Genomic DNA, 20,505 nt, shown 5'->3' with positions numbered 1-20,505 from the left:
AACCTCCTTTTCTGTCTTGAGTGGTAGCATAAAGGGCATGACGCTCGACGTGGGACACCTTCCCCTGGTCGGCGGGCACCCCGCGCTCGATCTGGTCAACACGCTCGAACGAGGAGTACCGCTCGACGGCGGGCCGCCACACGACTATCTGTCCGACGCCCCCGCATTGCTGCGCTGGGCGGCCAGGGCAGGTTTGATCAGCGACGCGGAGCGCGATCGGGCCGACCAGGCGTGGCACGACGATCCCGCGTCGGCGCAGGCGGGGCTGGCCACCGTACGCGACATCCGGGAAGGGCTGCACCTCGTGGTGCTCGCAACGATCCGGCCCGCCGACGGCGGGTCGGTGGACAACGCGGGCGAGGGGGATCCGATCGCGGCCGGGGCCGCCCTGGTCGTGCTGCACGAGCGATGGGCCGGGGCAGCGGCCAGAGCCACGCTGGTGCTCGACAGAGGCGACCCGCCGCAGGTGCGGCTCACCTACGGCACGATACCCGCCATGCTGATACCCGACCGGGTCACCGAGGCCGCACTCGACGTCCTGCGGACGGCCGACCTGCCCCGGGTACGCCGCTGCCCCATACGCGACGGCGGCTGCGGATGGCTGTTCCTCGACCAGAGCCGCAACGGCTCCCGCCGCTGGTGCCGCATGGCCGACTGCGGCAACACGGCCAAGGCCCGGCGGCTCACCGAGCGCCGCCGCGCCGCCCGGGGCGGCACCCCGTAGGACTCGTACGCGATCAACGGTCGACGCCGCACCCAGACCGCGAGCAACACGCCGTTCGCGCCCGGCTGGAATGTTATCGGCGGCTTGGTGCGACCCTGCCCACCGATGATGGCGTCCCCGCCCTCGCCCTGCCGGGAAGAACCTCGGCTCAGCTCTGCTTGGCGATGTTCTGCCGGTGGTAGTCGAGGTGATCCTGGCTGATCTCGTGGTTCTGGACGACTCGGAGACGGCCGAGCGAGGCGCCGGACACCGTGTCCTTCGCCGTAAGGTCCGCCTGGATGGTGATCATCCCTCGGTCCAGCAGGACGTGGTGGTTGGGGCAGAGGCAGAGCAGGTTGCCGGGCTCGTCGGGGCCGTTGTGCGGCTTTCCGAGCGGGCGGATATGGGCACCCTCGGCGTAGAAGCCCCGGTGGAGGGCGAGCCGGTCGCCGCAGATCTGGCAGTGGAAGTCGTGCGCGCCCTTGATCTGCTCGGAGAGCAGGGAGTCGCGGATGATGCGCTCCACGATCATCTCGCGGCGGCTGGCCGGAGAGGACACCGCGTCGAGTCCGACCCGCGCGAGAAGCCTGTTGTGGTCGACGCCGTGGAAGTACGCGCTGAGCAGCCTCACGACGATCTGGGCACGAACGTCCTCCCGGTCGGTGACGATCTCGTACGCCCATGGCAGCAGGCCGCTGTCCGGCTCGTGCTCTTTCATCCACTGCTGCGCGTGCCGACCACTGGCAGCCGGTATGTCGGCGTGGCCCGGCAGGTCCCAGAGACCGTGGTGGTGAAGCCACAGCACGGGGAACTCCGGGTTGGGCCGGTCCTCTTCGAGACCGAACTCCTCGATGAGCCGCCCGAGTTCGCGGTAGGTGCTCTCCCACCGCCGCAGGCGTGGCTTGCCCTGGGCCGCGCGGCCGATCGCCCAGAGCAGGGTCAACGGCTGATGCCGTTTCCGCGCACCGGTCGCGGGAGAAACGGAGGGTTTGAGCGAGTCGACCTTCTGTAAGAGGTCTTCGACGGAGGGCACTTCGGCAGTCTGCCCCGGTTTCGTCACCTCAAAGCCCAGGCCGCCGAGCACCTTGGCAACGGTTGCGTTCCCACCGGAGAACTCCCCGGGATGCAGGGGCGTACCGCTGACTCCCCGGTACGCGACTCCGGCGATCGCCTTGGAGTCGTACCGCTTGCCGTCATACACGAGGAAGTAACCGAGGGCGGGCCGGTAGCCGTACTCCTTGAGAAAGGCGTCGCGGCCCAGCTTGTCGAATTCGTCGATGGCGTCGAGCACCATCTCCCGTCGAAGTTCGGAAAGCGCCACCCCACAAGCCTATGCGGACGTCGTCGGAACCGCTGCTGATTTCAGGCGAAACCGGACTTAAGGTCAGCCGCAGCGTTGACCGAAATCCTCTGCATCGACAGCGGTGACTTCCTGAAATTGACCGCACACCATGGGCGACAGAGTTCAGGCTTTACTTGTGACGGCTGAAGCAAAGGGCATGGATCACGGCGAGCGGACCCGTGCCAGGCGTACGGGACCGGTACGCATCTCCAGCAGGAACCAGGTGACCCTGCCTGCGGCGGTCCTGCGCACGCTCGGCCTTCATCCGGGAGACCTGGTGGACATCGCCGAAGAGGGTGGGCACATCGTCATCCGGCGACACCGCAGCCGCCTCGACGGGGTGACCGGTGTCATCCCGGGCTTCACCGAGTCCATGGATGTCGAGGCAAGCCGCGCGAGCTGGAGGTGACGGGTGCCGACAGGGCGTAGCGAGCGGTTGATCAGCGATGGGCCGTTGCGATGAGGCGTCGTAGTGAGGCGTGGGCGGGTGGGCCCCAGGTGGGCTTGCCGCCTGGGCGGCCGTGGACGCCGGCGTCTCCGATGAGGATGCCCGCCAGGGCGCGGCCCACCGCCCATCCGCGGGCGCGGCGCAGAGTCGCGGCGTCCGGGGTCGGCTGGTAGGCGGCGTGGAAGCGGTCGACCGCTTCGTCCGGCAGCAGGATCCAGGCGGCGGCGAGGTCACAGGCCGGGTCGCCCGCGCAGAGGTCACCGAAGTCGATCACGCCGCAGATGGTGCCGTCCTCGGTGAGGATGTTGGCCGGATGCAGGTCGCCGTGAAGCCATCGTGCCGGTCCGGCCCAGCCGGGCGCGGCGACGGCGTCTTCCCAGACCGCGCGGACGGCGTCCGGGTCGGGAATGAGCCCCAGCTCGGTGGCCGAGGCGAGCTGGGTGGAAACGCCCTCGGAGTGGTCGGCCAGCGGCCCTCCGCGGAACCGGCCGGCGGGCGCCTGTTCGGGGGCGGGTTGGTGAAGGGCGGTCAGGAAGGCGGCCAGGGCGGTGGCCGCCTCCGCGGCGCGTGCGACGGGAGCGCGGTCGGCCGGTGTGCCCGGCACCCAGGTGGTGACGATCCAGGGGCGCGGAAATCGTGCGGAGGGCTCGCCGAGGCGCTGCGGGACGGGAACCGGCAGCGGAAGGCGAGGGGCGAGAGCGGGCAGCCAGGTGTATTCCTTGCGCAGCAGCGCGTCCGCGGACCGCGTCGCCCAGGGCAACCGGACGGCAAGGTCGTCGCCGAGCCGCCAGAGCTGGTTGTCCCAGCCACGCGCGCCGAGCCGCACAGGGTGATCGGCCAGGTCGGGGTGCTGGTCGCGCAGCAGGTCCCGCACCAGTTCCGCGGTGATCTCGATCTCGGTGTGCGTCATGCGAGGCAACAGTAGCCGGACCCCGTTCGCAGGGTCAGGTCACTTCTGAGCTGCATGGAGGACAAGAAGAGCCGGTCAGAGGAACTCGAAGCTGTGTCTGCCCACATGCCCGTCCGGCAGCGAGCACGCGTCCTCGCTGATCGGCTCGGTGGCCAGACAGTTCGGAAGCACCTTGAGCTCCCCGTGGATGTCCTCGGTGCTCCAGGTCGCCCACCAGTCCGTGACCGACGAGCCCTGCGCCAGGGTGACGTGCCGGCCGCGATGTCCCGCCTCCAGAGAGCACCGCATGTAGGGCTCCACGATGAGTCCTGGGCACGGAAGGCTGGAGAGAAACTCCCCCTGGACCTGGGTCAACTCCACGATGGCCGTACAGAACGGCAAGGGCACCATGCGCTAACAGTAGGCACAGCTCAGCGGAGGTGTCCTCCCTTTTGGGCGATGACGCCGATGGCGTTGCCAAGACGGCCTTCACGCTGGTCATCGCCCGGACGGCGACTGATTGTCAGTGCTCTCTGGTTGGGTGAGCGGCACCGATACGAGAGGGGCGACAAGCGTGAAGACCGAGGAAGGTCTCTGGGGCCTGGTGGAGGCGGCCTGGGCGCCGCTGGGGGTGGAGGTCAATCAGGCGCGATGGGAGCTGACACATCGGACGCCTGCCCCCGATGAGGATCTTCACGGCAAGCCGCCGCTTGTCGTGGTCGAAGCCGCCCTGAAGGAGTTCCTGAGCAACCTCGGCTCTCTCAGCGAGGGGTTGTCGGCGGACGAGCTGACGGATCTCGATCGGGTGGTCGAGGCGAAGCTGTACGACATCGACCGCGCGGACATCCAGGCGGTCACCGACGGTTCCGATGACGGTTTCCTCTACGCGCGTGGCTTCATCGTCGCGATGGGCCGCGACTTCTACGCCGCGGTGGCCGAGGATCCGAAGAAGGCGGTGCTGGATGCCGACTGCGAGAGGATGTGTTACTTCTTCGCCCATCTGCACAACGAGCGCCATGGGACCTTCCCTGACACCGGATCGGGAATCTCCCGCGAGTCGTGTTCGAACCCGGCCGGCTGGCCTCGCTGACCGGGTTCGGCTCACCCCGCAGACCACTCCTTGCCAGGAGCCCTTTCGATCGAACTTCGGCCGGGTCCGATCAGGAGAGCCGCAGGTCGATCCAGGGGATGGTGTCTCCGGGCAGCAGGTATCGCTCGATCTCCACGAAGCCGTGTTCCAGCGCGAACCGCAGTCCGTCCTCGTTGGAGGACAGGACGACGGTCTCGATCACCTCGGCCCCCAGCTCACGGGCCCGATCGAGTCCACGCGCGTACAGTTCCTCGCCGAACCCCCGCCTGCGGTGAGCGGCGAGTACGCGGGCGATGACCGTGGCCGTCAGGGTCTCGCCCGTCGGCGGGCGCACCGTACTGCAGCCCACGAGCTCGTCATCGAGGTACGCGATCTCCAGATGGTGGCGCCGGGCGCGTTCCCGCACCTCCTCCAGGGAGAGAGGGTGGGTAGGAATGATCACGTTATGGACGTACTGCCAGCTCTTGAAGGCGGCGTCGCCGTCCGGCTGCTGAATGCGAAGATCGGACACCGCAGCAGGAGATCCCAGCGACGCCTCGGCCGTCAACTCCGTTGAGTGTGGCCGCATCGTGATCAGGAGGCCCTGCCACGTAGCACGGGGCGTGCGGCCCTCTGGGCGTCGTTTGTCGAGAAAGCCTGACACCCCGGCCGGGGTGTCAGGCTCGGTGACCGTCGGGCTCAGAGCTTGCGGATCGATACGGCGTTGTCGCCGACCCCGCCGCCTCGGACGTACACGCACAGGTAGGACTGCACGACGGCGGTGACCGTCCAGCCGGGCGGCGCCGACTGGACGCCGCAGATGATGAGTGTGCGGCCGGAGGGCAGCCCGTTGAGGTTGGTCAGGTTCTGCTGGTTGTTGAGTACGCCGTTGGGGGTTTTGCTGATTTCACAGCTGTTGGAGTAGGACAGCTCCGTGGCGTAGAACCCGGCCGGGGGCGGAGGCGTGATGCAGGTGGTCACCGTGCCGCCGGCGGGGGTGTCGCTGATGACCTTGACGGTTTTCGCGTTGTAGTAGATGGTGCCGGGCTGACCACACTGGTACCAGTCGAAGTAGGCCGTCGGCATCGAGCCTGTGGGGATGGGGGCGTTTGCGCAGACGTTCGAGCTGGGGCCGAGCATCTGTGTCGATGCTCCTGCCGAGGAGGGAGAGAGGCACATGACGGTGGCCACCGCGACGGCGATGGCGGTCAGCAGTCTTCTCATCGGCGCTCCTGACGAGTCGATGTCGGAGAACATTACAACTCATCATTACCAGAAACACGTCTTCAAGAAATGCGCATTGTTACTTAAATGCACAAATGGCATTCTTTGTCACATATATTGCTCATTTCATCAAAAAATGCGACACTTCCGTCGAAAATAGGGCATGCGTATCACCTGCTTAAGGGAGCAGCCTCAATGCTCACGCTCTGACGGCCGGCGGCGACGGGACGGCGCGGTTCCGAAACCCCGCCACCGGCGAGCGGCGAACCGCGTCGAGACTCCGCCGGCAGACTCGTTCCTATGAGAATCACGCTGGTCCAGGGGGACATCACCGCGCAGCGGGTCGACGCCGTCGTCAACGCCGCCAACTCCTCACTGCTGGGAGGTGGCGGGGTCGACGGGGCCATTCACCGGCGTGGCGGCCCCGCGATCCTCGCCGCCTGCCGCGAGTTGCGCGCCTCGCACTACGGCGAGGGACTGCCGACCGGCCAGGCCGTGGCCACCGTCGCGGGTGAGCTCCCGGCCCGCTGGGTCATCCACACCGTCGGTCCCGTCTTCTCCGCCACCGAGAACCGCTCGCACCTGCTCGCCTCCTGCTACCGCGAATCCCTGCGGGTCGCCGACGAGCTGGGTGCCACCAGTGTCGCCTTCCCCGCGATATCCACCGGCGTCTACCGCTGGCCCATCGACGACGCCGCCCGCATCGCGATCGGCACCGTACGTGCCGCACCGACCGGGGTCACCGACCTGCGGCTCGTACTGTTCACCTCCGACGCCTACGGCGTCTTCGAAAGGACACTTGAGAGCGAGGGCTCCTGAGGGGGCATGAGCGTCGAACGGTCCGGCTCGACCGATCGACCCGCATGCCGTACACCTCGACCGCCTCGCGCCCACCGGCTCAGACCGAGGTGTCCCGGTGGCGATACCGTACGAGAACGAAGACGCAGGCCAGCCCGATGGCCAGTTCCAACGCGGTCGCGAGCACCAGCCCGCTCGCCGGTATCCCGTCCAGGGTGATGCTCAGCAGGCGGGACAGGCCGTAGGAGAGGTAGATCCCGGCACCGGCGAGTGTGGCGGTGAAGGCCAGTCGTGCGACGAACGCGCCGAGCGCGATCAGTGCGCCGGCCGCGAGCAGCGCGCCGCCCGCGGCCCTGATCTCGCTGAGCAGGCCGGCGTCGCTCCCGAGTTCGATGCCGTTGGTGCCGTGGAAGGCCGCGGGCGCGAACAGGACGGCCGCGCCTATTCCGATCATCACCGCGCCGGACACGAGCAGGACGAGTCTCAGCGGCCTCGCGTGCCGCATCCTCGTCGCGCCCTCCGGCTGGTACGGCGGGCTCGTCATCTCCACGCCCCGGAGTCGGCGGCCGTACGGCAGAAGTCGGTAAAGGTGACGAGGGTACGGCGCATGGTCCGGATGCTCCCTTGGTTGCTGGTGAGTCCAGTCTTGTGCGACATACCTGGATCAACAATAGAAAAAGGTCCGCCTTATTTTGCCGTTCGTCCAGATTCGTGGACGGTCAATCAGGCATGATGAGGTCTGTGCCGAGCGTCCCCCGCCCGTTCCCCGCCCCCGCCGACCTGCTGGGCGAGAGCCTGCACCTGCTCCGGCTCACCGGCACCCTGTACTGCCGCGCCGAGCTCACCGCGCCGTGGGGGGTCGACGTGCCGACGCTCGACGGGTCGATGGCGTTGCTGGTCGTCACCGCGGGCCACTGTCTGCTGGAGGTCGACGGAGCCGAGCCGCGCCTGCTCCGGCAGGGCAGCCTCACCCTGATCCCGCACGGCACCCCGCACCGGTTGCGGAGCGATCCCGGAGCCGACGTCGAACCGCTCTTCGACATACCGGTCGAGCAGGTCAGCGAGTGCTACGAGATCATGCGCCACGGTGGTGGCGGGGACCTCACACACGCCACCTACGGCGTCGTACGCTTCGACCACGTGGCGGCCCAGCGTCTCGTCGCGCAGCTTCCCGAGGTGCTGCACATCGACGCCTGGGACGAGGACGCCGCCAACTGGCTCAACAGCACGCTCCAGCTCATCTCCCGCGAGGCTCTCACCCTGCGGCCGGGCGGGGAGACCGTCATCACCCGGCTCGCCGACATCCTCGTCGTCCAGGCGATCCGCTCCTGGCTCGACTCGGCGCCCGAGGCGAACCGGGGCTGGCTGGCCGCCCTGCGCGACGAGCAGGTGGGACAGGCGCTCGCGTTGCTCCACCGCGCGCCCGAACGGCAGTGGAGCGTCGCCTCGCTCGCACGGGAGGTCGGCATGTCGCGTTCGGCCTTCTCTGCGCGGTTCACCGACCTGGTCGGCGAGTCCGCCATGCGCTATCTCGCCCACTGGCGCATGCAACTGGCCCGCATGCACCTTCGGCGCACATCGGAGCCGCTCTCGGTGGTCGCCCGCCGCTTCGGCTACCAGTCCGAGGCGGCGTTCTGCCGGGCGTTCAAACGGGCCTTCGGTGTGCCACCGGGCAACGTCCGCCAGTCGGCGGACGAGGTGATCCTGACGGCGCGAGGGTGGGACGGCGCCTCGGCGCGTTGAGCCGCGTGGGTGGTGAAGGCGTTGGGAGTCCTAAGTCGGAAGCTCTGAGTCGGGAGTTCTAAGCTGTCCGATCGTGCGCTTCCTCCCGCTCCGTACCGGTTCTCCGCGACCTCTTCGACGCTTGCCCCTGTTGTCCGCCGTGTGTCTTGCCGTCCTGCCCGCCGGAGCCGCGCAGGCCGCCTCCCCTGAGCCCATACCGGTGACGAACGCCGCCTCCTCCCTGAAGCGTGCCGCCGCGCCCGGCTCCTCGTCTCCGAGGCAGGCCGCCGCACCCAAGCCCTCGTTGCTGAAGTCCGGCAGGTTGGCGGCCATCTCGTGCCCGGAGCCGCCGCTCATCGACAGGGGCATCCCGCGGCCGGGCGAGTATCTCACCGCGGTCACGAGATGTCTGAGAACCTCGTGGTCCGCGCACTTCGCCCGGGCCGGGCTGCGGTTCCGCACGCCCACGGTCCGCATCTACTCCGAGCCCGGGCGGCGCGTCTGCGGAATCCCCTGGCCCACGGGCGCGGACGCCTTCTACTGCACGGAGCGGGCCACGCTCGTGTTCCCGCTCACCGGCCTCTGGATCGAGGACAGGACCGACCTGTACCCCTTCAAGGTCGCGGCCCACGAGTACGGCCACCACCTGCAGAGCCTCACCGGCATCAGGAAGCATTTCGAAAGGCGCGTCCGCGCCGAGCGCACCCGTCATTTCGAGCTCCGCCGCCGCTACGAGCTCCAGGCCGACTGCCTGTCGGGGGTGTTCCTGGGCAGCGTACGAGACTCCCTGCCCCGTACCGAGCAGGACTGGAAGGCACTGTCGGAGACACTCCGCGCCAACGGCGACGAGGGCGAGTACCGCACCCACGGCAGCGGCGCCAACCGGGTCCGCTGGTTCGAACGCGGCTACCGGGCGGTCTCCCCCGCCGCCTGCGACACCTGGACCGCTGTGCCGTCCCGGGTGTCCTGACCCGCGAGCCTCGGCCGACGCGGCGCGGTGAGGGCTTCGGCTCCAGCCGGTTGCCCGTACCGGCCGGAGCCTCCGGGGTTCGGGCCGGCGCGGTGTCTGCCGACGGGGGCGACCGGCCGGTCGGCGTATCCGCCCTCGGGGCCGGAGCCGTTCCGGCCCAGGCGCTCCAGCAGCGGCGACACCAGTCGCACCACCTGCGGCGTGAACGCGAGCAGCACCGCCGTCACCACGCCTGCGGCGAGGATCACACCGGCGAGCACGTCGTGCGGGTAGTGGACCCCCACCATCACCCGGAGCAGCGCCGCCGCCGCGGCCAGCGGCAGGGTCACCGCGGCGAGGCGGGGACGGAGCAGGGCCAGTCCGACCGCGAGTCCGGCGGCGAGGGTGGCGTGATTGCTCGGAAACGACCAGTCCCCCACTTCGGGGCACTCCGCGATCGCCGCCGCGGCTCCCGGTACCACCCGGCAGGGGCGTTCCTCGACCACCATCAGCTTCACCGTCTCGCTGATCGCGTAGGCGGTGACGGTTCCCACGCCGATCATGACGGTTCCCGCGACGCCGCGTGCGTCCCCCCGGCGCAGGGCGGTCCACCACACTCCGACGAGGAGCAGGCCGAGGATGACGAGGGTGCCCTCGCTGGCGATCTCCATCGCCGTGCTCGCCCAGGTGGGCGCGTTCGCCATCGTCTCGGTCACCGATCGGTAGCCGGAGGCCGAGACGCCTTCGACGACCTTCGCCGGACCGCTCCCGTCCGTTCCCTCCGGCGAAAGCCAGGCGACGGCCCCGGCTCCCAGGGCCAGCGACGCGGTCGAGCCGAGCAGCCGGTTGCGGAGATTGTTCCCACCGTCAGTCTTCATAGCGGATGATCATAAGAAGGAACGCGGCATAACGCCTAAATGAACAACATTTAAAGTTGAGATGAAGGCCGGTGGTCACTCGCGGCCAGATGTCAGGAAAGCCCCCGCTCTCTGCGCGTTCCGCGATCGGCCGCCGTACGCCACCGACCCGTCCCGGCCTCGCCACGGCCTCACGCCGTCCCGCCACGGCCTCGCCTCCACCGGCGGGTCGAACCCGACCGAGACGCCGTAGCCGCGGCCGTCCGCCGGGTGACGGATCCCCGCTCCGCCGTACGACGGACGCGGCCGGCCCGTACCCCGCACGAAAATGGGGGGTGGGCGTCATGGGTAGCATGCTGTGCATGCCTGGCACGACAACCCGTCTCGCGAGGATCAGGCTGGTCATCGCGGACGACCAGGCCATGATCCGCACCGGGCTGCGGTTCGTCGTGGAGGCCGCGACGGACATCGAGGTCGTCGGGGAGGCGGGCGACGGAGTGGAAGCCCTCTCCGTGACCCGGCGGCTACGACCGGACGTGCTGCTGATGGACATCGCGATGCCCCGAATGGACGGCCTGAGCGCCGCCCGGCGACTGCTCGCGGACCCGCATCCGCCCAGGATCGTCATGCTGACCACCTTCGACACCGACGAGAACCTGTACGCCTCGCTCCGCGCCGGAGTGAACGGCTTCCTGCTCAAGTCCTCGCCCCCCGAGCAGCTCATCGAGGCGGTGCGGGTGGCGGCGGCCGGCGAGGCGCTCATCGACCCGGCGGCCGCCATGCGGGTCATCGCCTCGTTCGCCACGCACCACGAACCGGTCGCGCCGCCGGAGCTGGCCACGCTCACCCCGCGCGAACTGGAGGTACTGCGCCTGCTCTCCCGAGGACTGTCCAACCCTGAGATCGCACGGGAGTGCCAGGTCGGCGACGCGACCATCAGAACCCACGTCGCCCGGGTACTGCACAAACTCGGCCTGCGCGACCGGATCCAGGCGGTCGTGTTCGCCTACGAGGCCGGGATCGTGCGGCCAGGACAGCAGGACCGCTCGTGCTGAGGAGACTGCTCGGCGACTGGCGGCCGACCTGGCTGGATCTCCTTCTCTCCCTCGCCGTGGTGATCACCGGTCTCGTCGAGTCCTTCGGCCGTCAGGGCTCCCAGCCCGGCCAGATCAGCGATCCGGTGCCGCTGGCGGTGGGGGCGGTCGTCGCCGGGACACTGCTGCTGCTCCGGCGCAGGTTCCCCACGGCCCTGCTCATCGCGCTCGTCGCGATCGGTCTGGCCGTACGGGCGGTGGCGGGTGACGGCTACTACGCCGCCTGGCACTTCTACTCGACGCTCATCCTCGTGCACACCGTGGCGAGCGCCGCGGAGCTGCGGAGCCGCCGCGGGCTCGCGGGGCTGGCGTGCGTACTGGTGGCGTACGCCGGCCTGCAGACGTTCCAGCGCAACGACATCGCCGAGTTCATGATCAGCGCCGTCTTCATCGGGGTGGCGTACGGGAGCGGCATCCTGCTGCGTCGCCAGATCGACCGGACGTTGCGGCTGGCGGAACGCACCATCCGCCTTGAGGTGGAACGCGAGGAGCGGGCCCGGCAGGCGGTGGCGGAGGAACGGGCCCGGATCGCGAGGGAGCTCCACGACATCGTCTCGCACAACGTGAGCGTGATGACCCTGCACACGGGCGGGGTGCGGATGCGGCTCGGCGAGGAGCACCGGCGGGAGCGCGACATGCTGCTCGGGGTCGAGAAGGCGGGTCGCGAGGCGGTCGAGGAGCTCCGGCTCATGCTGGGAGTGCTCCGCGGGACCGGCGATCCGGACCCCGGCATCTCCCAGCCGAGCCTGGAGCGGCTCGACGAGCTGGTCACGCAGGTCAGGGCGGCCGGATTGGACGTCCGCCTCCGGGTCACCGGTGAGCCGCGCCCCCTGCCGCCGGGACTCGCGCTCTCCGCCTACCGGGTGATCCAGGAGGCTCTGACGAACGTGCTGAAGCACTCTCCCGGCGCCGCCGCCGAGGTCGTCGTCACCCACGGGCCGACCGGGCTGGATGTGGAGATCAGCGACGACGGCACGGGCGACGGCACTTCCCCGGCCGACGTACCCGGCTCGGACGGACGGCACTCGGACGGACAACGCTCGGACGGACGGCATTTGGAAGAGCGGCACTCGGAATGGCGGCCTTCAGAAGGGCGGCGCTCGGGTGGGCACGGGCTGATCGGTATGCGTGAGCGGACCGCGATGCACGACGGCGAGCTGTCCGCGGGTCCCCTGCCCGGCGGCGGTTACCGGGTGGTCGCCCGGTTCCCACTGGACACCTCGGTGGCGACCGGCTGAGCCGTTTCCTGCCGGGCCCACTCCGCGTCGCTCATCCGCAGCATCCGCAGCCCGATCGCGCCGGAACCGGCCAGGTAGAGCAGGCCCCCCACGACCGTGCCGATCGGGAAGACCGGGGCGCCGAGGATACCCGCGATGATCGCGAAAGGGGCCCACCACGGCCCGTGGCCGGCGTGGGCCAGGACCAGGCCGAGCAGGAACAACCCGAGCAGCCCGAGGAAGCCCGGGATCTGGAACCCGAAGACGGCCCCGGGGTCGGCGAACGCCTGTTCGGCGAGCTTCGCGCCCTCGGCGGGCGGCAGGGCGCGTTCGAGCCGGGAGTAGAAGAAGTCCCCGAGCATCAGCCCGGAGAAGTTCACCACGCCGAGCAGCGCGAGACCACCGGCGAGATGGCCGAAGACGACTCCCCGGTGCCGGATGAGGTGGATCATCCCGATAATTCCCGGGATCAGCAGCACCCAGCTCCAGTGCAGCAGCGAGGCACTGACCGAGACCTGCTCCGGATATCTGCCGTAGACGCCGGTGGTGTCACCCCCCTGCCGCAGGGCCGGGTCGACGATGACGCCCACGATGTAGAGGAGCGGCGCGACGATGAGACACACCCCTGCGGCCCATCTGCGGAAGCCGAGTGGATTGGAGAGCGATGGCATGAGATCTTCCCTTGCGTTCCGGCCCGCACCTGGACCGGCGGGCGAGGACGGGAACGCTAGGCAACGACGCGGCGCGTGTCGTCCTCCTCATGGTCTATCGCCGCTCCGCCGTCCGGCGGACCGCCGTAATCGATTTGACTCTCCAGTTACTGGAGGGTTGATGCTGCTGTGGTGAACGACCGCGACCAACTGCTCACCATCGGACAGCTCGCCGATCGCACGGGCCTGTCGGTGCGCACGATCCGCTTCTGGTCCGACATCGACGTCATCCCGCCGACGCGCCGGTCGGCGGGTGGTTTTCGTCTGTACGACATGGAGGCGGTGGCCCGGCTTGACCTGGTGCGAACGCTGCGCGAGTTGGGGCTGGACCTCGACACCGTTCAGAAGGTGCTGACCAGGCAGTGCACGGTGGCCGATGTCGCGCGGGCGCACATGCGGGCGGTGGACACCCAGATCCGCTCCCTGCGGTTGCGCCGGGCGGTGCTGCGGTCGATCGCCGAACAGGAGAGCACGACCGAGGAGATGATACGCATGCACAGGTTGATCCGCCTGTCCGCTCAGGAGCGGCAGCGAATGATCGATGACTTCGTCGACCGTACGTTCGACGGCATCGACCCGCAGGCGCCGGGGGCCCACATCGCGGCCTCGATGCGCCGGCTTCCCGCGGAGCTGCCGGACGATCCCACCCCGGAGCAGGCCGAGGCGTGGCTGGAGCTCGCCGAACTCCTGGGCGACGCCGGCTTCCAGGAGCGCGCACGGCAGATGGCGGTGGCCGGTGCCGCACCCGGCGCCACCTCCGGCGACGAAGGACCGCAGCCGTACGACCCCGCCCTCGTCCTTGAGCACGCGGGGAGAGCGGTGGCCGCCGGCATCGGTCCTGAATCTGCCGAGGGCAGGGCGATCCTGGGTCTGATCGTGGATCCGGGGCTGTCCGCCGCGGACCGCGCCCGGTTGGCCGACCAGGTGGAGACGTTCACCGACCGCCGGGTGGAGCGGTACTGGCAGCTCGTGGGTGTGCTGAACGGCAGGCCGCCGTTTCCGCCCAGGGTCCCCGACTTCGAATGGTTCATCGCCGCGTTGCGCGCGTCCTGATCCGCGACCGCCCTCGGAGACGGGCTCCGGGGGCGGCCGGCACCGTCCGGAGGTGAGAGTCCCCGGGTTCCGATCCCGGGCCGGTTCGCCTTCGTGGTCGTCAATACGGCTTCGCGGCGGACCGCCACGAGAGGAAGAACCTCGTCTTCATCGTTGACGACGTTTACCGCTCTCCCTTAACATCGTCTCTACCAAAGACGACGTTTTACGCATCCCGTGGACGTGGGGCTTCGCCTCGGGCGAGGCGGCGAGTGGTAGTAATGAGACCCGTAAAGGAGGCCGAACAGACAAGTTGGTGCGCCATGACCGAACACTTCCTCGGCGTTCTCGGCATCGGCGAGGCGCTGGGGGTGAGCCGACACGCGGTGCACAAATGGCGCTCCCGCTATCCGAGCGGTTCGAGCCACCCCTTTCCGGAGCCCGACGTCGAGGTCGACGGGGCTCCCGGCTGGCGGGCCGACCGGCTGGAGGAGATCACGCGGTGGCGTGACGGCCTGCCGGGCCGCGGCGCGGGCGGAGGCCGCCCCTCAGCGGCACGCCAGGAGTATCTGAGGGCGGCGACGGCACGCGGCCTGCATCGGGACGAGGCGATGCGCGCGCTCGTCACGTTCACCGAAGAGTTTCCCGAGATGACCGAGCCGGAGATCTGTGCCTGGCTCATCGAGAAATGGCGCCGGTAGCACTTTTCGGCGACACACCACAAACGAGACGAGAGGCGATGACGCATGCCCGAAATCGGTGGGAGCACCGCACCGGGATTCGAAGGGGTGCGCGAGGCGTTCGCGGCCAACCTGGCCGGTGGACAGGAGGTGGGCGCCGCGGTCGGCGTCTACCTGCACGGCAGGAAGGTCGTGGACCTGTGGGGCGGGATCGCCGATCCCGAGACCGGCCGCCCCTGGGAGCGCGACACCGTGCAGGTCGTGTTCTCCACCACCAAGGGCGTCACCGCCGCCTGCGCGCACCTGCTCGCCCAGCGGGGCGAACTGGACCTCGACGCACCCGTCGCCGCGTACTGGCCGGAGTTCGCGGCGAACGGCAAGGAGCGCGTCCCGGTCCGCTGGCTGCTCACCCACCAGGCGGGACTGCCCGTGATCGACCACCCGATCACCCCGGCCGAGGCGATCGCCTGGGATCCGATGGTGACCGCCCTGGCCGCCCAGCGTCCCTCCTGGGAGCCGGGCACCGCGCACGGCTACCACGCGCACACCTACGGCTGGCTGGTCGGAGAGGTCGTCCGCCGGGTGACCGGCCGCAGCCTCGGCACGTTCCTCGCCGAGGAGATCGCCGCACCGCTCGGCCTGGACCTGTGGATCGGGCTGCCGGAAACCGAGTCGCACCGGGTCAGCCGGATCGTCGCCGACCCGATCGATCTGGACGCGTTCACCCGGATCGACCTGGACGCCCTTCCCGTGCCCGCACGCGAGGTGATGGCGGCGTACGCGGACCCCACGTCGCTGACCAGGCGGGCGATGTCCGTCATCACGCCGCTGCCGGACCACGACGACCCCGCCGAGCAGGCCGCCGAGATGCCCTCGACCAACGGCATCTGCACGGCCCGCTCGCTCGCCCGTTTCTACGCCGCGCTCATCGGCGAGATCGACGGACATCGCGTCCTCACGCCCGACACCCTGGCCGCGGCGACCGCGGAACAGGTCGCCGGCATCGACCGGGTCCTGCGAGTGCCCGTCCGGATCGGCACCGGTTTCGGCCTGCCGACGCCGGACGCCTTCTGGTACAGCCCGACCGCCTTCGGGTTTCCCGGCTACGGGGGATCGCTCGGCTTCGCCGACCCGGCGAACGGCCTCGCCTTCGGTTACGTGATGAACCGTCTCCAGGAAGGCGTACCGGACCACAGAGCCGCCACCCTCCTCGGCGCGGTCCACGACGCACTCGAACTCCGGGCCCGGTAGGCCCCGCTAACCGTCCCGCGACGGCCCTCCGGCGGTGATCCGCAGGCGCCGAATCGGTTTCCTGGTCACGAAGCGGCTCGTCATGCCGTTCGGAGACCTCGCCCCGAAGCCCCAGGCGCCGATGAACAACAGCTCCCTTCGTACGGTTTCGGGGTTTGATACCGGTTCGCTCGGTGATCGCGGATCATCGCTAGATTGATCTCCGGTCAACCTCACCTCCCGACAGACCTGACACCAGGTCGTGCACCGGCATCAGCCGAAGGAAGGAAGATCCGCCATGCCCACCAGGACACTGCAGATTCCCACCCCGGACGGCCACGCCGACGCCGTGGCGGCCTTCCCCGACGGCGGCGAACGGCATCCGGGCGTGCTGATGTACACGGACATCTTCGGTGTGCGGCCCGTGCTGAGAGAGATGGCCCGCGAACTGGCCGAGCACGGGTACTACGTGCTCGTACCCAACCTCTACTACCGGCACGGGCCGGCACCGGTGGTCGAACTTCCGGAGCACATCACCAAGGAGGTCCGGCCCGCGCTCTTCGCCCAGCTGCTGCCCCTCGCCCAGGCGCACACCACCGAACGCGTCCTGGGCGACGCCGACGCCTACCTCGATTTCCTCACCACCCGGCCCGAGGTCGGCACCGGGCCGGTCGCCGTGGTCGGCTACTGCATGGGCGCCGTCCTGGCGATGCGCACCGCGGCGGCCCACCCCGGCCAGGTGGCCGCCTTCGCCGGATTCCACCCCAGCCCGCTGGTCACCGACGCGCCCGACAGCCCGCACCTCCTCGTTCCCGAACTCACCGCCCAGGTCCACCTCGGCCTCGCGGAAACCGACATGTCGCCCGAGGCCATCGGCGAGCTCAACCAGGCCATGGATGCCGCGGGGCTCACCTACACCACCGAGGTCTACCCCGGTGCCGTCCACGGCTTCACCATGTCCGACACCGATGCCTTCGACCCCGCCGCACTGCGGCGCCACTGGGACCGCCTGCTCCCCCTCCTCGGCCGCACCCTGGCCGACGGCTGAGACTCCGGCTCGGAGACCACACCTGACGTACGCCCGGAGTCCCTGGCCCGCACGCCGGCGGCCGGGACCCGGTGATCACGGTCATGAGGATTTCCTCAGGGGACGAGGATGATCTTGCCGCGGGTACGGCCGGACTCGGCGTCGCGGTGTACCGCGGCCAGGTCGGCGAGCGGGCGGGACTCGGAGATGTCGAGACGGACGACGCCCGCGTCGACAAGCTTGACCAGGGCGGCGAGGTCGCTCGTGTCGTTGCGGGCCACGAAGTGCTTCGCGGTCACCGGGGAGTCCGCGGGGAGCCTGAGCGGAACGGTCATGGACACGACGAGGCCGCCTGGCCGGACCAGCGGCACCAGTGGCCTCGCGCCGACCGCGACGATGTGGAGGGCCACGTCCACCGGTTCGTCCAGCGCTTCGGCGACGGGCGTGGCCGTGTAGTCGACGATCTGGTCCGCGCCGAGGCGGCGGACCGCCTCGGCGCTGCGTGGACCGGCCGTGGCGATGACGTACGCCCCGGTGTGCTTGGCGAGCTGGACCGCGAACCCTCCGACGCCGCCGCCCGCGCCGTTGACGAGCACCCGCTGCCCGGACGTGAGGTCCGCGTGCTCGAACACCGCCTGCCACGCGGTGAGACCCGCGATGGGGAGGGCGGCGGCGTGCGCGAGAGGGACACCGGCCGGCGGCTTGACCAGGGTGTCCGCGGCGGCGGTGACGTACTCGGCCGCGGCGCCTCCGCCGTCGAGCCGGCCGACGACCAGGTCGCCGACGGCGAGGGTGCGCACGCCGTCACCGACCTCGACGACCGTACCGGCGACGTCCCCGCCGAGCGTGTACGGCAGGTCGAGCGAGAAGACCGAGCGCAGGAGCCCTCGGCGCAGGCCGATGTCGGAGGGATTGAAGGAGGTCGCGGCGACGTCGATCAGCACCTCCCCCGGGCCGGGCACCGGCCTGGGGATGTCGTCGTGGCGGATGACGGAGGCGTCACCGTACTCGTGGATTCGCATGGCTTTCACGCGGTCGAAGCTACGGGCAGGCAGCGAGACGAACCATGCTTGTCGATCCCTTATTCATAATCGATCGTCTCCGCAGGGATATCCTCGCCGTATGGACGTGCTCAGCGACGTGATCGCGGTCATGCGGGCCGGACAGCCGCGCTCGGCGCGGGTGGCCTGGCACGCCCCGTGGGCGCAGCGGTTCGCCCCGATACCCGGGGCCATCGGTCTGCAGGTGATCCTTCAGGGACCGTGCTGGCTCATCGGGCCGGACGGCGACCCGGTGCAACTGGTCGCCGGGGATGTCGTGTTCCGGCCCCACGGGCGCGGGCACACGCTGGCCGACAGCCCGTCGACCTCGCCGGTCGCGCCCGACTGCGACCCGGGTGACCCCCGGTTCCTCCAGCGCTACGTCACCGACACCGTCGGCGCCCCCGAGGGCGCCGGCGCTCCGGCCGCCGTGACGCTCTGCGGCGGGTATCACCTCGACCCGGCCCGCACCCATCCGCTACTGAACGATCTTCCCGAACTCATCCACCTTCCCGCGCACCTCGGGCGACACCCCGAACTGCGCTCCACCGTCGACCTGCTCGCGCGCGAGGTGGAAGGCCCCCGCCTCGGTACGGACGCCATCGTGCCCGCGTTGCTCGACACGCTGCTGCTGCACATCCTGCGCGCCTGGCTCGACCGGCGGCCGGTCTCCGAGAGCACGGGCTGGGCTGCGGCGCTCAACGACCCGGCCACCACCGCCGCGCTGCAGGCCATGCACAGCGACCCTGCGCGACCGTGGACCGTCGCGACGCTCGCCGCCGAGGCGGGACTGTCCCGGGCGCCGTTCGCCCGCCGCTTCACCGCTTTGCTCGGCCGGCCGCCGCTGACCTACCTGACCTGGTGGCGGATGACCATCGCCGCCCGACTCCTGCGCGAATCCGACGCCCCGCTGCACTCCGTCGCGACCAGGGTCGGCTACACCTCGGAGTTCGCCTTCGCCAACGCGTTCAAACGCCGGTACGGCACCGCCCCCGGCAGATACCGCCGCAGTGGGTAGAACAACGTCATGGTGCCCCGAGACCACGAACTCCTGCAAGCCGCCCGACGCGTCGCCGTCGCGATGGGCTTCACCCCCGACGAGGTCATGCGACGCGTCGTTGAGCTGGGGCGCGGCGAGCGCCTCGGCTGTTCCAGCGGCGAACTCCTGCTGCTCGCCCTCGCCCAGCTCGCGCCCGAGCGGCCGATCTCTCAGAAAGCCGGGGGGCGCGCCTCGGCGGTCGAGACCGTCGAGGCACCACGCCTCGGCGTCGCCGCCGGCGGGTCCACCCCGACGTGGGAGGGAGACATCCGCTGATTTCCGCGCTCGGCCTCCCCGGAGGCCGACGGCGGCCCAGCGGAGATCATCCCTGAGCACGGGGCGCCCCCAGTCCGATCGCCTGAGACGGTTGCGATCGTCCCCCTCGGAAATACTGGAGCGATGTTCGAAGGCTTCGAGGAAAAATCGGTCCAGGTCGAGGAGGCGTCCATTCTCACCCGCTACGGCGGGGAGGGCCCGCCGGTGCTGTTGCTGCACGGTCACCCCCGGACCTCGGCGACCTGGCACCGCGTCGCGCCTCTACTCGTCGAGCGCGGTTTCACGGTTGTCTGTCCCGATCTGAGGGGATACGGTCGCTCGCGCGGTCCGGCCCCCACCCCCGACCACTCCGGGCACTCCAAGCGCACCGTCGCGAACGACATGGTGGCGGTGATGCGTTCTCTGGGACACGACCGGTTCGCTCTCGCCGGACACGACCGAGGGGGTGCCGTCGCGTTCCGCCTCGCCCTGAATCACCAGGACGCGGTGTCCCGGGTGGCGCTCCTGGACTGCCTGCCCATCAGCGAGCACCTGTCCCGTATCACCGTGAAGTTCGCGACGCAGTGGTGGCACTGGTTCTTCTTCGCGCAGCCGGGCACTCCGGAACGCGTCATCAACGCCGACCCCGACAGCTGGTACCACGGCGATCCGGAGAGCATGGGCCGGGAGAACTACGACGAGTTCCGTGAGGCCACCCGGAATCCCGACGTGGTGCGGGCCATGCTGGAGGACTACCGGGCCGGTCTCACCGTCGACCTGCGCGACGAGGAGGCCGACCGGGCCGCCGGCGTGCGGCTGCGGTGTCCCGCCCTGGCCCTGTGGTCGCTGCGCGACGACCTCGAAGACCTGTACGGCGATCCGCTGGAAATCTGGCGGGACTGGGCCGGCGACGTACGCGGCCATGGGATCGACTCCGGCCACCACATGGCGGAAGAGGCCCCGGACGCTCTCGCCGCCGCCCTCGGCGACTTCTTCCACGGCTGACCTCGAGGGACCGGTTTCCTGCGTGACCGTCCGGTGCGGGGTCGAGGGGTCATCGCCGTCAGGGCCCGGAGGTTCGCCCTGCTCTCGACGCGCACGCTCGAATCCTCGCTTTGATGGAATCGAAAATCTGTAGTGACCGAGGTAGACATCCGCGTCGAGTGAGGATAGAGTTCCT

General features: G+C 69.8%; 24 protein-coding genes. 15 read left to right on the top strand and 9 right to left on the bottom strand.

Annotated elements, in window-relative coordinates; genetic code table 11:
* Window positions 1-37: 37 nt before the first annotated feature.
* Window positions 38-724, top strand: coding sequence for a CGNR zinc finger domain-containing protein (locus tag ABZ664_RS01955; RefSeq protein WP_362501693.1), 687 nt, complete (start codon window positions 38-40; stop codon window positions 722-724).
* Between the two features lie 148 nt (window positions 725-872).
* Here ABZ664_RS01955 and ABZ664_RS01950 read toward each other — a convergent pair whose 3' ends face one another.
* Window positions 873-2,024, bottom strand: a complete 1,152-nt coding sequence (locus tag ABZ664_RS01950) for an HNH endonuclease (RefSeq protein ID WP_362501691.1) — start codon at window positions 2,022-2,024, stop codon at window positions 873-875.
* A gap of 157 nt (window positions 2,025-2,181) precedes the next feature.
* Here ABZ664_RS01950 and ABZ664_RS01945 point away from each other — a divergent pair, with 157 nt between their 5' ends.
* Complete coding sequence (locus ABZ664_RS01945; RefSeq protein ID WP_362501689.1) at window positions 2,182-2,454, top strand: AbrB/MazE/SpoVT family DNA-binding domain-containing protein; 273 nt, start codon at window positions 2,182-2,184, stop codon at window positions 2,452-2,454.
* Window positions 2,455-2,485: 31 nt separating this feature from the next.
* Here the strand turns inward: ABZ664_RS01945 and ABZ664_RS01940 are convergent, their stop codons facing one another.
* Window positions 2,486-3,403 carry an aminoglycoside phosphotransferase family protein gene (locus ABZ664_RS01940; protein ID WP_362501687.1) on the bottom strand — a complete coding sequence of 306 codons (918 nt, stop codon included), beginning with the start codon at window positions 3,401-3,403 and terminating at the stop codon, window positions 2,486-2,488.
* 75 nt (window positions 3,404-3,478) lie between these two features.
* Window positions 3,479-3,793, bottom strand: a complete 315-nt coding sequence (locus ABZ664_RS01935; RefSeq protein WP_362501685.1) for a hypothetical protein — start codon at window positions 3,791-3,793, stop codon at window positions 3,479-3,481.
* Window positions 3,794-3,956: 163 nt separating this feature from the next.
* Here ABZ664_RS01935 and ABZ664_RS01930 point away from each other — a divergent pair, with 163 nt between their 5' ends.
* The gene (locus tag ABZ664_RS01930; RefSeq protein WP_362501683.1) at window positions 3,957-4,472 is read left to right on the top strand and encodes a DUF4240 domain-containing protein; all 516 of its coding nucleotides are present in this window, start codon (window positions 3,957-3,959) and stop codon (window positions 4,470-4,472) included.
* Window positions 4,473-4,542: 70 nt separating this feature from the next.
* On the opposite strand, the gene ABZ664_RS01925 is transcribed toward ABZ664_RS01930, so the two are convergent.
* Both ABZ664_RS01925 and ABZ664_RS01920 read right to left on the bottom strand, forming a co-directional pair.
* Window positions 4,543-4,983: a GNAT family N-acetyltransferase gene (locus ABZ664_RS01925; RefSeq protein ID WP_362501681.1), complete on the bottom strand. Its 441-nt coding sequence runs from the start codon at window positions 4,981-4,983 to the stop codon at window positions 4,543-4,545.
* A gap of 167 nt (window positions 4,984-5,150) precedes the next feature.
* Window positions 5,151-5,675 (bottom strand): hypothetical protein, encoded by a 525-nt coding sequence (locus ABZ664_RS01920; protein ID WP_362501679.1) that lies wholly within the window; start codon window positions 5,673-5,675, stop codon window positions 5,151-5,153.
* 300 nt (window positions 5,676-5,975) lie between these two features.
* Here ABZ664_RS01920 and ABZ664_RS01915 point away from each other — a divergent pair, with 300 nt between their 5' ends.
* The gene (locus tag ABZ664_RS01915; RefSeq protein WP_362501677.1) at window positions 5,976-6,494 is read left to right on the top strand and encodes an O-acetyl-ADP-ribose deacetylase; all 519 of its coding nucleotides are present in this window, start codon (window positions 5,976-5,978) and stop codon (window positions 6,492-6,494) included.
* A 79-nt stretch (window positions 6,495-6,573) separates the two neighbouring features.
* Here ABZ664_RS01915 and ABZ664_RS01910 read toward each other — a convergent pair whose 3' ends face one another.
* The gene (locus ABZ664_RS01910; RefSeq protein WP_362501675.1) at window positions 6,574-7,017 is read right to left on the bottom strand and encodes a DUF4345 domain-containing protein; all 444 of its coding nucleotides are present in this window, start codon (window positions 7,015-7,017) and stop codon (window positions 6,574-6,576) included.
* 197 nt (window positions 7,018-7,214) lie between these two features.
* Between ABZ664_RS01910 and ABZ664_RS01905 the strand changes: the two genes are divergently transcribed.
* Both ABZ664_RS01905 and ABZ664_RS01900 read left to right on the top strand, forming a co-directional pair.
* Entirely contained in the window at window positions 7,215-8,216 is a 1,002-nt protein-coding gene (locus tag ABZ664_RS01905; protein ID WP_362501673.1) for an AraC family transcriptional regulator, read from the top strand.
* 121 nt (window positions 8,217-8,337) lie between these two features.
* On the top strand, window positions 8,338-9,165 hold the full coding sequence (locus ABZ664_RS01900) for a neutral zinc metallopeptidase (RefSeq protein WP_362501671.1): 828 nt from the start codon (window positions 8,338-8,340) through the stop codon (window positions 9,163-9,165).
* Here ABZ664_RS01900 and ABZ664_RS01895 read toward each other — a convergent pair.
* Window positions 9,102-10,022, bottom strand: coding sequence for a phosphatase PAP2 family protein (locus ABZ664_RS01895; protein WP_362501669.1), 921 nt, complete (start codon window positions 10,020-10,022; stop codon window positions 9,102-9,104). The genes ABZ664_RS01900 and ABZ664_RS01895 overlap by 64 nt on opposite strands.
* 341 nt (window positions 10,023-10,363) lie before the next feature.
* On the opposite strand from ABZ664_RS01895, the gene ABZ664_RS01890 reads away from it, so the two are divergent.
* A complete protein-coding gene (locus ABZ664_RS01890; RefSeq protein WP_362501667.1) occupies window positions 10,364-11,056 on the top strand; it encodes a response regulator transcription factor in 693 nt (230 codons plus the stop codon).
* The gene (locus ABZ664_RS01885; RefSeq protein ID WP_362501665.1) at window positions 11,050-12,333 is read left to right on the top strand and encodes a histidine kinase; all 1,284 of its coding nucleotides are present in this window, start codon (window positions 11,050-11,052) and stop codon (window positions 12,331-12,333) included. The genes ABZ664_RS01890 and ABZ664_RS01885 overlap by 7 nt, the downstream gene beginning before the upstream one ends.
* Here ABZ664_RS01885 and ABZ664_RS01880 read toward each other — a convergent pair.
* Entirely contained in the window at window positions 12,282-12,983 is a 702-nt protein-coding gene (locus ABZ664_RS01880; RefSeq protein WP_362501663.1) for a hypothetical protein, read from the bottom strand. The genes ABZ664_RS01885 and ABZ664_RS01880 overlap by 52 nt on opposite strands.
* 171 nt (window positions 12,984-13,154) lie before the next feature.
* Here ABZ664_RS01880 and ABZ664_RS01875 point away from each other — a divergent pair, with 171 nt between their 5' ends.
* The 4 genes from ABZ664_RS01875 to ABZ664_RS01860 all read left to right on the top strand — a co-directional run bounded on the left by ABZ664_RS01875 (window position 13,155) and on the right by ABZ664_RS01860 (window position 17,012).
* Window positions 13,155-14,075 carry a MerR family transcriptional regulator gene (locus tag ABZ664_RS01875; protein ID WP_362501661.1) on the top strand — a complete coding sequence of 307 codons (921 nt, stop codon included), beginning with the start codon at window positions 13,155-13,157 and terminating at the stop codon, window positions 14,073-14,075.
* A gap of 302 nt (window positions 14,076-14,377) precedes the next feature.
* Window positions 14,378-14,755 (top strand): hypothetical protein, encoded by a 378-nt coding sequence (locus ABZ664_RS01870; protein WP_362501659.1) that lies wholly within the window; start codon window positions 14,378-14,380, stop codon window positions 14,753-14,755.
* Between the two features lie 45 nt (window positions 14,756-14,800).
* Window positions 14,801-15,985 (top strand): serine hydrolase domain-containing protein, encoded by a 1,185-nt coding sequence (locus ABZ664_RS01865; RefSeq protein ID WP_362501657.1) that lies wholly within the window; start codon window positions 14,801-14,803, stop codon window positions 15,983-15,985.
* 277 nt (window positions 15,986-16,262) lie between these two features.
* Window positions 16,263-17,012: a dienelactone hydrolase family protein gene (locus ABZ664_RS01860; protein ID WP_362501655.1), complete on the top strand. Its 750-nt coding sequence runs from the start codon at window positions 16,263-16,265 to the stop codon at window positions 17,010-17,012.
* Between the two features lie 95 nt (window positions 17,013-17,107).
* Here ABZ664_RS01860 and ABZ664_RS01855 read toward each other — a convergent pair whose 3' ends face one another.
* Window positions 17,108-18,013 carry an NADP-dependent oxidoreductase gene (locus ABZ664_RS01855; protein WP_362502232.1) on the bottom strand — a complete coding sequence of 302 codons (906 nt, stop codon included), beginning with the start codon at window positions 18,011-18,013 and terminating at the stop codon, window positions 17,108-17,110.
* A gap of 100 nt (window positions 18,014-18,113) precedes the next feature.
* On the opposite strand from ABZ664_RS01855, the gene ABZ664_RS01850 reads away from it, so the two are divergent.
* From ABZ664_RS01850 to ABZ664_RS01840, 3 genes are all read left to right on the top strand, one after another.
* Window positions 18,114-19,049: an AraC family transcriptional regulator gene (locus ABZ664_RS01850; protein ID WP_362501653.1), complete on the top strand. Its 936-nt coding sequence runs from the start codon at window positions 18,114-18,116 to the stop codon at window positions 19,047-19,049.
* Window positions 19,050-19,058: 9 nt separating this feature from the next.
* Window positions 19,059-19,346 carry a hypothetical protein gene (locus tag ABZ664_RS01845; protein WP_362501651.1) on the top strand — a complete coding sequence of 96 codons (288 nt, stop codon included), beginning with the start codon at window positions 19,059-19,061 and terminating at the stop codon, window positions 19,344-19,346.
* Window positions 19,347-19,469: 123 nt separating this feature from the next.
* Window positions 19,470-20,330: an alpha/beta hydrolase gene (locus ABZ664_RS01840; protein ID WP_362501649.1), complete on the top strand. Its 861-nt coding sequence runs from the start codon at window positions 19,470-19,472 to the stop codon at window positions 20,328-20,330.
* The last annotated feature ends 175 nt before the right edge of the window (window positions 20,331-20,505 follow it).

The sequence above is a fragment of the Streptosporangium sp. NPDC006930 genome, from assembly GCF_040635605.1.
In the GTDB taxonomy this organism is placed as follows: Bacteria; Actinomycetota; Actinomycetes; order Streptosporangiales; family Streptosporangiaceae; genus Streptosporangium.
This window is presented reverse-complemented; position numbering and strand designations above follow the sequence as displayed.